Origin of the sequence: Microbacterium sp. NPDC089696, assembly GCF_044749125.1 — a bacterium.
In the GTDB taxonomy this organism is placed as follows: Bacteria; Actinomycetota; Actinomycetes; order Actinomycetales; family Microbacteriaceae; genus Microbacterium.
This window is the reverse complement of record NZ_JBIVHF010000002.1, coordinates 410665-422472: the sequence shown is the minus strand read 5'-3', so window position 1 is coordinate 422472 and position 11808 is coordinate 410665. Positions and strand designations below refer to the sequence as shown.

General features: G+C 70.7%; 10 protein-coding genes. 9 read left to right on the top strand and 1 reads right to left on the bottom strand.

Annotation, left to right across the window (positions count from 1 at the left end; genetic code table 11):
* Positions 1–86: 86 nt before the first annotated feature.
* From ACIPY8_RS12370 to ACIPY8_RS12330, 9 genes are all read left to right on the top strand, one after another.
* The gene (locus ACIPY8_RS12370; protein WP_400818543.1) at positions 87–2336 is read left to right on the top strand and encodes a DNA polymerase III subunit gamma and tau; all 2250 of its coding nucleotides are present in this window, start codon (positions 87–89) and stop codon (positions 2334–2336) included.
* On the top strand, positions 2336–2929 hold the full coding sequence (gene recR / locus ACIPY8_RS12365) for a recombination mediator RecR (RefSeq protein ID WP_050722587.1): 594 nt from the start codon (positions 2336–2338) through the stop codon (positions 2927–2929). Before ACIPY8_RS12370 ends, recR begins: the two co-directional genes overlap by 1 nt.
* Positions 2926–3864 (top strand): DMT family transporter, encoded by a 939-nt coding sequence (locus tag ACIPY8_RS12360; protein WP_400818540.1) that lies wholly within the window; start codon positions 2926–2928, stop codon positions 3862–3864. The genes recR and ACIPY8_RS12360 overlap by 4 nt, the downstream gene beginning before the upstream one ends.
* Positions 3865–4107: 243 nt before the next feature.
* Positions 4108–5388 (top strand): aspartate kinase, encoded by a 1281-nt coding sequence (locus ACIPY8_RS12355; RefSeq protein WP_400818538.1) that lies wholly within the window; start codon positions 4108–4110, stop codon positions 5386–5388.
* A gap of 131 nt (positions 5389–5519) precedes the next feature.
* Positions 5520–6590 (top strand): aspartate-semialdehyde dehydrogenase, encoded by a 1071-nt coding sequence (locus ACIPY8_RS12350; protein WP_400818536.1) that lies wholly within the window; start codon positions 5520–5522, stop codon positions 6588–6590.
* Positions 6591–6673: 83 nt separating this feature from the next.
* Positions 6674–8146 (top strand): malate:quinone oxidoreductase, encoded by a 1473-nt coding sequence (locus ACIPY8_RS12345; protein WP_400818533.1) that lies wholly within the window; start codon positions 6674–6676, stop codon positions 8144–8146.
* A gap of 7 nt (positions 8147–8153) precedes the next feature.
* Complete coding sequence (locus ACIPY8_RS12340) at positions 8154–8807, top strand: thymidine kinase (RefSeq protein WP_400818530.1); 654 nt, start codon at positions 8154–8156, stop codon at positions 8805–8807.
* 117 nt (positions 8808–8924) lie between these two features.
* Entirely contained in the window at positions 8925–9647 is a 723-nt protein-coding gene (locus ACIPY8_RS12335; RefSeq protein WP_400818527.1) for a FadR/GntR family transcriptional regulator, read from the top strand.
* 14 nt (positions 9648–9661) lie between these two features.
* Positions 9662–10921 (top strand): alpha-hydroxy-acid oxidizing protein, encoded by a 1260-nt coding sequence (locus tag ACIPY8_RS12330; protein ID WP_400818525.1) that lies wholly within the window; start codon positions 9662–9664, stop codon positions 10919–10921.
* Between the two features lie 6 nt (positions 10922–10927).
* Here ACIPY8_RS12330 and ACIPY8_RS12325 read toward each other — a convergent pair whose 3' ends face one another.
* The gene (locus ACIPY8_RS12325; protein ID WP_400818523.1) at positions 10928–11773 is read right to left on the bottom strand and encodes a DUF1295 domain-containing protein; all 846 of its coding nucleotides are present in this window, start codon (positions 11771–11773) and stop codon (positions 10928–10930) included.
* Positions 11774–11808: the final 35 nt, after the last annotated feature.

Sequence of the window (11808 nt, the reverse complement as noted above, 5' to 3'; positions counted from 1 at the left end):
GGGTGTCGGCGGGGGAGTGCGGCGGAACATCGGATGCCGGGGGCCCGGGCTGCCTCGATGTCGGCGGCACGCCGTAGGCTGGGGTGGTGACCACAGCCCTCTACCGCCGCTACCGCCCCGAGTCGTTCGGCGAGATGATCGGGCAGTCCCAGGTGACCGATCCGCTGATGACCGCGCTGCGCGGCGACCGGGTCGGCCACGCCTATCTGTTCTCCGGCCCTCGCGGCTGCGGCAAGACGACGTCCGCCCGCATCCTCGCCCGGTGCCTGAACTGCGCCGAGGGTCCGACCGACGTCCCCTGCGGCACGTGCCCGAGCTGCGTCGAGCTCTCCCGCGCAGGCGGCGGTTCGCTCGACGTCGTCGAGATCGACGCCGCGAGTCACAACGGCGTCGACGACGCGCGCGACCTCCGCGAGCGCGCGACGTTCGCCCCGAGCCGCGACCGCTACAAGATCTTCATCCTCGACGAGGCGCACATGGTGACGCCCCAGGGCTTCAACGCGCTGCTCAAGCTCGTCGAGGAGCCTCCGCCGCACGTGAAGTTCATCTTCGCGACGACCGAGCCGGAGAAGGTCCTCGGTACGATCCGCTCGCGCACGCACCACTACCCGTTCCGCCTCGTCCCGCCGGCCGCGATGCTCGAGTACGTCGAGAAGCTCTGCGTCGAAGAGGGAGTCGTCGTCGAGAAGGGCGTGCTGCCCCTCGTCGTGCGCGCGGGCGGAGGGTCGCCCCGAGACACGCTGTCGCTGCTCGACCAGCTGATCGCCGGATCGGACTCGCCGGCCGGCTCCGAGACCGTCACGGTCGCCTACGAGCGCGCGGTCGCCCTGCTCGGCTACACGCACGCGGCGCTCCTCGACGAGATCGTCGACGCGCTCGCCGCGGGCGACGCGGCCGCAGCCTTCCCCGCGATCGACCGCGTCGTGCAGACCGGTCAGGACCCTCGCCGCTTCGTCGACGACCTCCTCGAGCGGCTGCGCGACCTCATCGTCATCGCAGCCGTCGGCGCGGGGGCGTCCGCCGTGCTCCGCGGCCTCGCCGACGACGAGCTCGCACGCATGCAGACCCAGGCCCAGTCGTTCGGCGCCGCTCGACTGTCGCGCACGGCCGATGTCGTGAGCGCCGCGCTCGACGACATGTCCGGGGCGACCTCGCCGCGCCTGCACCTCGAGCTGATGGTGGCGCGGGTCCTCGCCGGATCCGCGGATGCCGGCGCTGCTGCGTCCTCCCCGGTCGCCGAGCGGACACCCGCAGCGTCGTCCTCTCCGACCGCGCCGCGAGCAAGCGCAGCGTCCTCCTCTCCGGTCGCCCCGCGAGGGAGCGAAGCGACCGAGACGACACGCGCCGAACCGACCGCGACGCCGTCCACCGGCGCACCCGCTCCGGCCGAGCCCGGACCCGCTCCGGCCGAGCCGGCCCCGGCCCCGGCCGAACCCGCCGAGCCCGCCCCGGCGCCTTCCGGTCCGGTCACGTTCGACCGGGTCACCGCGTCCTGGCCGGCGATCCTCACGCGCCTCGAAGACATCAGCCGCGCATCCTGGTTGCTCGCGACCGCGGTGCAGCCTCTCGCGTTCGTGACCGAGACCGAGGTGCTGACGCTCGGCTTCACGAGCCAGCACGACGTCGCGAAGTTCAAGGGCACGACTCCCGGGTCGGGGCCGTCCGACCACCTGCGCTCCGCGATCGAGCAGGAGCTCGGGGTCAAGGTCAAGTACCTCCCGGCGCCGATGCCCGCCGGGGGTGCGCCGCGGCAGTCCTCGCCGTCGTCGTCCCCGGGGGCGACGTCCGACGCCCCCGCATCGGAGCCTGCGTCAGCGGGCCCCTCGCGCCCCCAGACCCGCAGCGACTCCGCGTCGTCCGTCACGGACTGGGCGGTCGCGCCCATCCCGTCCTCCGCGGAACCGGCGAAGACCGACACCGCGCCCGAGACCCCGTCCGGCGCGCCCGCGACGCCTGCTCCGGCCACCCCGGGCCCGACTCAGGTGGCGACCCCGTCCGAGCCCGCGGCGTCCGCCGTGTCCACCCCGGCACCCGCCGTGGACGACGCGCTCCCGCCCTACGACGACGAGCCGCCGCCGTTCGACGACGAGCCGCCGTACGACCCCTCGTACGAGCCGGTGCCGTCGGCTGCCGGGCGCACCCCGTCCGCGCCCTCCGCATCCGCGCAGGCACGAACCGCACCCGCGCCGCGTGCCGCCGCGTCATCCGCCCCCGTCGTCACCGAGCGCACCCCGTCCGGGGGAGTGCAGCGCTACGGTGAGGCGGTCATCCGCCAGGTGCTCGGCGCGACGTTCGTGCGCGAAGAGCCCTACGAGCCCCCCACGAGGTTCTCCTGATGTACGACGGAATCGTCCAGGAACTCATCGACGAGTTCGGCCGCCTGCCCGGCATCGGGCCCAAGTCGGCCCAGCGCATCGCGTTCCACATCCTGCAGACGCCGACGTTCGACGTCGCGCGTCTGTCCGAGCTGCTCACCGAGATCCGCGTGCGCGTGCGTTTCTGCGAGATCTGCGGCAACGTCGCCGAGCAGGAGCGCTGCGCGATCTGCCGCGACCCCCGTCGCAACACCGCGCTCATCTGCGTGGTCGAGGACGCGAAGGACGTCGCGGCGATCGAGCGGACTCGCGAGTTCCGCGGTCTCTACCACGTGCTCGGCGGCGCGATCAGCCCGATCGCCGGCATCGGTCCCGACGACCTGCGCATCGCCCAGCTCATGACGCGCCTGGCCGACGGCACCGTGCAGGAGGTCATCCTCGCCACGAACCCCAACCTCGAGGGCGAGGCCACGGCGAGCTACCTCAGCCGCCTGCTCACCACCATGCAGATCACGGTGTCGCGCCTGGCGTCCGGCCTCCCGGTCGGCGGCGACCTCGAGTACGCCGACGAGGTCACCCTCGGTCGGGCCTTCGAGGGCCGGCGCGTGCTGTGAACGCGCAGGGTGGATTCTCCCGTCGCGGATGGCTGCTGTTCGGCGCGATGGCCCTGCTGTGGGGCGTCCCCTACCTGTTCATCAGCGTCGCGGTGGAGTCGTTCTCCCCGCCGGCGATCGTCGCGGGGCGTACGCTCATCGCGGCGCTCCTGCTGCTCCCGTTCGCCCTGCGCGGCGGGGCGCTGCGTGCGGCTCTGAAGCACTGGCCCTGGGTCCTGGCGTTCGGTCTCGTCGAGATGGCCGGTCCGTTCGTGCTGCTCGGCCACGCCGAGATGACCCTGCCCTCCGGGATGACCGGACTGCTCGTCGCGACCGTCCCGCTGTTCGCGGCGCTGATCGCACTGAGCGGCGGCGACCGGGGAGTGCTCCGACCCGCTCGGGCGATCGGGCTCGTCGTCGGATTCGTCGGCGTCGCGATCGTCGTCGCGGGTCCGGGACTGTTCGGCGGACAGGTCAGCCTGCTCGCGGCGGGGGAGGTGCTCCTGGTCGCGGTGCTCTACGCGATCGCGCCCTTCATCGTCGCCCGCAAGCTCGCCGACGTGCCCTCGCTCGGCACCATCACGCTCTCGCTGCTCATGATCGGCCTCCTCTACCTGCCGATCGGGATCCTCACGCAGCACGAGGCACCGACCCCCACGGCGATCGGTGCGCTCCTCGCGCTCGCCGTCGTTTGCACGGCTGTCGCGTTCCTCGCGTTCTTCGCGCTCATCCGCGAGGTCGGTCCGGTGCGCGCACCGCTGTTCACGTACGTCAACCCGGTCGTCGCGATCATCCTCGGCGCCATCGTCCTAGCGGAGCCGCTCACTCCCGGGCTCCTGATCGGCTTCCCGCTCATCATCGCCGGATGCTGGTTCGCCGCGACGGGCGGACGGCTCCGCCCTCCGGCATCCACCCCGCCCGAGCTCGCCCCCACCCCGGTCCCGCCCGCCCTCTGACACGGTCCGACGCCGCCCGGCCAGCCGCCGCCCGGCCCAGTTCCGTGCGGCGAGCACAGATTCGGATGCCGGGCGCACCACGCCGCAGCATCCCGGTGTCCTGCGGCGTGTCGGTCCTCGACTCCGCAGCCGTGCCCGGCCGATCTCGGGGAGGCAGGGTCTCCCGTCACATGCGCGGGTGGGCATATGCGCCGATCGTAGAATGAGCGTGGGCGGATCCGCCCGACATCCCAGGGAGTGAACGTGGCCCTCATCGTGCAGAAGTACGGCGGCTCGTCCGTCGCCGACGCAGAGAGCATCAAGCGCGTCGCCAAGCGCATCGTCGACACGCGTCGCGCCGGGCACGACGTGGTCGTCGCCGTGAGCGCGATGGGCGACACGACCGACGAGCTGCTCGACCTCGCGAACGAGGTCGCGCCGATCCCGGCGCCGCGCGAGCTCGACATGCTGCTGTCGAGCGGGGAGCGCATCTCGATGGCGCTGCTCGCGATGGCCATCCACTCGATGGGCTTCGAGGCGCGCTCGTTCACGGGCAGCCAGGCGGGCATGATCACCGACTCGCAGCACGGCGCGGCGCGCATCGTCGACGTCACCCCCGTGCGCCTGCGCGAGGCCCTCGACGAGGGCGCGATCGTGATCGTCGCCGGATTCCAGGGCTTCAACCGCGACACCCGCGACATCACGACCCTCGGCCGCGGCGGCTCCGACACGACTGCCGTCGCCCTGGCGGCCGCCCTCTCCGCCGACGTGTGCGAGATCTACAGCGACGTCGACGGCATCTTCACCTCCGACCCGCGCATCATCCCGAAGGCGCAGAAGCTCGACCACATCTCGAGCGAGGAGATGCTGGAGCTGGCGGCCAACGGCGCCAAGGTGCTCTACATCCGCGCCGTCGAGTACGCACGCCGTCACGGCGTCCTGATCCACGCCCGCTCGACGTTCTCGTCGGCCGAGGGCACCTACGTTCTGGGCGAGGGCATGAAGAGCCCCCGCGAAGCCGAGGGAGCAGACATGGAAGAACCGATCGTCGCCGGAGTCGCCACCGACTTCAGCCAGGCCAAGATCACCGTCGCCGGAGTCCCGGACGTCCCGGGCAAGGCTGCGGAGATCTTCAAGATCGTCGCGAAGTCGGGCGCGAACGTCGACATGATCGTGCAGAACGTGTCGGCCACCGGACGCACCGACATCTCCTTCACCGTCCCGAAGGCGGATGCGGCGGCGGCTCTCAAGTCGCTCGCGGCCGAGCAGACGGAGGTCGGCTTCCAGAACCTCGTGCACGACGACCAGATCGGCAAGCTCTCGGTGGTCGGAGCGGGCATGCGCACGCACTCCGGCGTCTCGGCGATCCTCTTCGAGGCGCTCTCGGCCGGCGGCATCAACATCGAGATGATCTCCACCTCCGAGATCCGCATCTCGGTCGTGCTGCGCGACAGCGACCTCGCCGAGGCCGCGCGCACGGTGCACACGGCCTACGGCCTTGACGGCGAGTTCGACGCCACCGTCCACGCCGGCACCGGCCGCTGACGCCGAGCCGAGCACCCTCGCCGGCGCGGTAGACTCGCCGGAACCCTGACATCGGCGCCAGGCGCGGCATCCGCACCCCGACGCCGCGCCCGAAGCCTCTCTTGCAGCACTGCTCGACGCCAAGGAACATCATGACCCGCATCTCCGACTCAGGACTCTCCGTCGCCATCGTGGGCGCCACCGGCCAGGTGGGCACCGTCATGCGCGAGATTCTCGCCGAGCGGTCCTTCCCGATCCGTGAGCTGCGCCTGTTCTCGTCGGCGCGTTCGGCGGGCACGGCGATCGAGTTCGGCGGGGCGACCGTGATCGTCGAGGACGTCGAGACCGCGGATGCCGGGGGCATCGACATCGCGCTGTTCTCCGCCGGCGCCACGGCGAGCCGTGCGTACGCGCCGCGTTTCGCCGAGGCCGGAGCCGTCGTGGTCGACAACTCCAGCGCCTGGCGCAACGACCCCGAGGTGCCGCTGGTCGTGAGCGAGGTCAACCCGCACGCGATCGACGACCGTCCCAAGGGGATCATCGCGAACCCGAACTGCACGACGATGGCGGCCATGCCCGTGCTCAAGGCGCTCGACGCCGAGGCCGGTCTCGAGCGCCTGATCGTGTCGACGTACCAGGCCGTGTCCGGCTCGGGCCTCGCGGGAGCGCAGGAGCTCCTCGGTCAGGTGGAGGGCGTGCTCGCCCAGGGCGACACCCTGCGCCTGGTGCACGACGGATCGGCCATCGACTTCCCCGAGCCCGAGAAGTACGTGGCGCCGATCGCCTTCGACGTGATCCCGTTCGCGGGCAACCTCGTCGACGACGGCCAGAACGAGACCGACGAGGAGAAGAAGCTCCGCAACGAGAGCCGCAAGATCCTCGAGCTCCCCGGCCTGCGCGTCGCCGGCACCTGCGTGCGCGTGCCCGTCTTCACGGGGCACTCGCTGTCGATCAACGTCGAGTTCTCGCGCGACATCACCCCGCAGCGTGCCGCCGAGGTGCTGAGCACGGCGCCCGGTGTCGTGCTCGACGAGGTCCCCACGCCGCTGCAGGCCGCCGGCAAGGACCCGAGCTTCGTGGGCCGCATCCGCGCCGACCAGTCCGCACCGGAGGGCAAGGGGCTCGTCCTCTTCATCAGCAACGACAACCTCCGCAAGGGCGCCGCACTCAACGCGGTGCAGATCGCCGAGATCCTCGCCGAGCGCCTGGCGGTCATAGCCTGACGGCATCCCCGCGATACGGAACCGGTCTGGTGAGACGGGCCCGCGTGGTCTGCCGTGCCGTGCCCGCGAACTAGACTGTCGTGGTGACCGAAAAAGTCGATGTCGTCCTGATCGGCGGTGGAATCATGTCCGCCACCCTGGGTACTCTGCTGCACGAGCTGCAGCCGGACTGGAAGATCGTCGCCTTCGAGCGACTCTCCGATGTGGCCCAGGAATCGTCGAACCCCTGGAACAACGCGGGCACGGGCCACGCGGCGCTGTGCGAGCTCAACTACATGCCGCAGCAGGGCGGCGCACCGCTCGACCCCGCCAAGGCCATCTCGATCAACGAGCAGTTCCAGCAGAGCCGTCAGTTCTGGTCGTCGCTCGTCGAGAAGGGCGTGCTCGACGCGCCGTCGACGTTCATCAACGCGACCCCGCACATGACCTTCGTCCGAGGCGAGAAGGACGTCGCGTACCTCAAGGACCGCTACGAGGTGCTCAAGAAGCAGCCGCTGTTCTCAGGCATCGAGTACAGCGAGGACTCGCGCGTCATCAACAAGTGGGCGCCCCTGCTGATGCAGCAGCGCCGCAAGGGCGAGCCGTTCGCCGCGACGCGCGTGCCCGCCGGCACCGACGTCGACTTCGGTGCGCTGACCCACCAGCTGTTCGACCACCTCACCGACTCGGGCGTCACGCTGCGCACCAACACCGAGGTGAAGTCGCTCAAGAAGCGGAAGGACGGCACCTGGCGCGTCGGCTTCCGCAACACGGTCGGCCGCACGCCCGACGAGGTCGATGCCCGCTTCGTGTTCGTGGGCGCGGGCGGCTGGGCTCTCAAGCTGCTCCAGCGCTCGGGCATCCCGGAGATCAAGGGCTACGGCGTCTTCCCGATCGGCGGACAGTTCCTCAAGACCTCGAACCCGGCGATCGTCGCGCAGCATAAGGCCAAGGTCTACTCGCAGGCGTCCGTCGGCGCGCCGCCCATGTCGGTGCCGCATCTCGACACCCGTGTGGTCGACGGCGAGGCATCGCTCATGTTCGGTCCGTTCGCGACGTTCAGCCCGAAGTTCCTCAAGAACGGCTCGATGCTCGACCTCGTGACCCAGGTGCGTCCGCACAACCTGTGGCCGATGCTGCGCGTCGCGTTCGCGAACCCGGATCTCATCACCTACCTGGTCGGCGAGCTGCTCAAGAACCACTCGAAGAAGGTCGACAGCCTCCGCACCTTCATGCCCACGGCGAAGGGCGAGGACTGGACCCTCATCAACGCCGGCCAGCGCGCCCAGGTCATGAAGAAGGACGCCAAGAAGGGCGGCATCCTGCAGTTCGGCACCGAGGTCGTCGCCGCGGGCGACGGCTCGATCGCGGGTCTCCTGGGCGCCTCTCCGGGCGCGTCGACGGCCGTGCCGATCATGCTCGACCTGCTGAAGAAGTGCTTCCCCTCGGAGTATCCGGGCTGGGAGCCCGAGCTGCGCGCGCTCATCCCGACGTTCGGCGAGAAGCTGAACACGGATGCCGCGCTGGCCGAGACCTCGACCTCGGCGACCGCCGCCGTGCTCGGCATCGACGAGTAGCGGACCGGTGGCGAAGCTCTACTTCCGCTACGGCGCGATGAACTCGGGCAAGTCCACCGCCCTGCTGCAGGCCGCCTACAACTACGAGGAGCGCGGTCAGCACGTGCTGCTCGCGAAGCCCGCGATCGATACCAAGGGCGCCTCCGAGATCGCGAGCCGTCTGGGCGTCACTCGGGAGGTCGACTTCCTGATCGGGCCCGAGGACGACGCGCGCACCCTCTTCGCGGAGCATCGCGACCGCGTGCGACGGTCGGCGGAGGAGGAGCTGCTGCCCAGCGGACCCGTCGACGTCGCCTGCCTGCTGATCGACGAGGCGCAGTTCCTCACGGCCGAGCAGGTCGACGATCTGTTCCGCATCGCGATCGAGGACGGCATCCCCGTCATGGCGTATGGGATCCGCAACGACTTCCTCACGCACGCGTTCCCCGGATCCGCGCGTCTGCTCGCGATCGCCCACTCCCTGGAGGAGCTCAAGACGATCTGCCGCTGCGGCCGCAAGGCGGTCTTCAACGGTCGTGTGATCGGCGGGCGCTTCGTGTTCGACGGCGACCAGGTCGCGATCGACGAGGGCGCGACGGGGTCGGCGGCTCCGGAGCTGACGACCTACGAGTCGCTGTGCGGTGCCTGCTACCTCGAGGAGTCCGGCGGCCGTCTGGGCTGAGCCCCTCGCGCACTCCGCCCTGAGAGGGGCGGTCATCGGCGTGCGCGGATTGCATGGTCTGACCACACCCGCTAGTGTGGTCAGACCACAGACCACGGCCGCCACGAAGGAGGACGGATGCCGGAACAGCCCGCACGTGCCTGGCGAGTCGTGCTCGAGCATGTCGAACGCGACCTGCTGGACGGCCGACTCGGCCCCGGCGATCGCCTCGCGTCCGAGCGCGACCTCTCCGCCGGTCTCGGGGTCGGACGCTCCAGCGTGCGCGAGGCGCTGCGTGTGCTCGAGGTCATGGGCCTCATCCGCACCGCGACGGGATCAGGGCCCCAGTCCGGCGCGATCGTCATCGCCACGCCCACCGGCGGGATGTCGACCCTCCTGCGGCTCCAGGTCGCCGCCCAAGGCTTCCCTCTGCACGACGTGGTCCGCACGCGACTGCTCCTCGAGGACGCGGTGGCCGCCGACCTCGCCGGGCAGCCGCAGCCCGACCTCGACGCCGCGCATCGCGTGCTGGAGGCGATGGATGCCGACGGGCTGACGTCGGCCGAGTTCCTCGCGCTCGACGCTCAGCTCCACCTCGCCCTCGCCGAGGCCAGCGGCAACTCCGTCGTCGCCGCGATGATGGCGGGCCTCCGCACCGCGATCGAGTCGTACGTGCAGCAGGGTGCCGCGGCGATCGAGGACTGGACCGGCATGGCCGACGTCCTCCGGGCCGAGCATCGCGCGATCGTCGAGGCGATCGCGCGCGGCGATGCCGACGCCGCGCGCGAGCTCGTGCGCGCGCACATCACCGGCTACTACACCGCAGCGGGGCTCACCCGCTCCATCCCGTCCGCCGACTGAGAGACACACCGCCAATGGTCCAGCGCCAGTTCCCCCGCCCCGCCGAGCTGCTCGAGCTCATGCAGTTCAAGAAGCCCGAGTTCGACGGGCGCAAGCGACGCCTCGACGCTGCGCTCACGATCGCCGATCTGCGCACGATCGCGAAGCGCCGCACGCCCCAGGCCGCGTTCGACTACACCGACGGCGCCGCCGAGGGAGAGCTCTCGCTGACCCGCGCGCGTCAGGCGTTCCAGGACGTCGAGTTCCATCCCGGCATCCTGCGTCCTGCGCCGACCGTCGACACCTCCGTGGAGATCCTCGGCGGCCCCTCGGCCCTGCCGTTCGGCATCGCGCCCACCGGGTTCACGCGCCTCATGCAGACGGAGGGCGAGGTCGCGGGTGCGGGCGCGGCCGCGGCCGCCGGCATCCCGTTCACCCTGTCGACCCTGGGCACGACGTCGATCGAGGGCGTGAAGGCCGCGAACCCGCACGGACGCAACTGGTTCCAGCTGTACGTCATGCGCGACCGCGAGATCTCCTACGAGCTCACCCGCCGCGCGGCAGCCGCCGGTTTCGACACCCTCCAGTTCACGGTGGACACCCCGGTCGCGGGCGCGCGCCTGCGCGACAAGCGCAACGGCTTCAGCATCCCGCCGCAGCTCACGCTCGGCACGATCGTCAACGCGATCCCGCGCCCGTGGTGGTGGTACGACTTCCTCACGACGCCCAAGCTGGAGTTCGCATCGCTGAGCACGACCGGAGGCACGGTCGGCGAGCTGCTGGATGCCGCGATGGACCCGACCATCAGCTACGACGACCTCGCCGTGATCCGCGATCTGTGGCCCGGGAAGATCGTGATCAAGGGCGTGCAGAACGTCGAGGACTCGGTGCGACTGCGCGACGCGGGCGTCGACGGCATCGTGCTGTCCAATCACGGCGGGCGGCAGCTCGACCGTGCGCCGATCCCGTTCCACCTGCTGCCCGAGGTGCGTCGTGCCGTCGGCGACGACTTCACGGTGATGATCGACACGGGCATCATGAACGGCGCCGACATCGTGGCGTCTGTCGCGCTCGGCGCGGACTTCACGCTCATCGGCCGTGCCTACCTCTACGGGCTGATGGCCGGCGGGCGGCAGGGCGTGGACCGCACGATCGCGATCCTGCGCACCGAGATCGAGCGCACGATGCGTCTGCTCGGGGTCTCGTCGCTCGCGGAGCTGGAGCCCGCGCATGTCACGCAGCTGACCCGTCTCGTGCCGGTCGCACGCGCCGCCTCCGACGTCGTCGTGCGCTGAGCAGGCTCAGGCTGCGGACTTTGCCACCGGTCGGGTCCGCGGCGGCCACGGCACGAGCATCGACGTCGTGCGCTGATAGTCCGAGTAGGCCGGGTACTTCGACGCCGTGATCGACTCCGTGAAGATCGTCGAGCCGATGAAGAGGATGCTGAGCAGGAACGGGCCGATGATCGAGACGTTCAGCGCCCCGCCGAGGAGACCCGCGCCGGAGGCCACAGCCGCCGTGGCGCCGATCGCGTAGAACGCCCACCACTGGCTCTGCTCGAAGAAGAAGTTCGGGTGGCGGCTGTACCGGAACAGGCCGGTGGTCATGAATCCCGGGGCGAGCGTGCCGCCGGCGAGCTCCTTGCGGCGGTGGAACTCCCACTGCTGCTGATCCGCGATCGTCTCGCCGGCGAGCAGCGCGAGGAACACGACCGCGAAGACGGCGTCCCAGACGGTGAGCGGGACCGGATGCTGCAGGGCGACGTTCGCGGGCAGCGTGATGAGCACGAGCAGCGTCATCTGGTAGCCGATGATGAAGAACAGGTTGAAGAGCTGGAACTGCCAGGGGCGCATGCGTCCGCGGAGGATCGCCCAGCGGTAGTCCTCCATGCCGGTGTAGCCGCCTTTGCGGGCGAAGTTGAACGTCAGGCGGGCGCCCCAGGCTGTCGCGAGGACCGCCATGACGACCAGGCGCGTCGCGTCGACGCCGCTCGCGAGGGCGGCGATCGCGAAGGTCCACACGTACACGACGGGCACGATGGACCAGGCGCGGTCGACCCACGACGTGTCGCGCGTCAGCAGCGACAGGATCCAGCACGCCGCACTGGCGACGCCGGCGGTGACGAAGACGATCGCGACGGGATCCATATCGTCATGGTAGGCCCCCGACGACATCGGGGCGG

What these genes read in the sequence shown, in the direction of transcription:
- ACIPY8_RS12335 (WP_400818527.1), top strand. Translation starts at nt 8,925, where the DNA reads ATGCCGGAACAGCCCGCACGTGCCTGGCGAGTCGTGCTCGAGCATGTC.
- ACIPY8_RS12350 (WP_400818536.1), top strand. Translation starts at nt 5,520, where the DNA reads ATGACCCGCATCTCCGACTCAGGACTCTCCGTCGCCATCGTGGGCGCC.
- ACIPY8_RS12330 (WP_400818525.1), top strand. Translation starts at nt 9,662, where the DNA reads ATGGTCCAGCGCCAGTTCCCCCGCCCCGCCGAGCTGCTCGAGCTCATG.
- recR (WP_050722587.1), top strand. Translation starts at nt 2,336, where the DNA reads ATGTACGACGGAATCGTCCAGGAACTCATCGACGAGTTCGGCCGCCTG.
- ACIPY8_RS12325 (WP_400818523.1), bottom strand. Translation starts at nt 11,773, where the DNA reads ATGGATCCCGTCGCGATCGTCTTCGTCACCGCCGGCGTCGCCAGTGCG.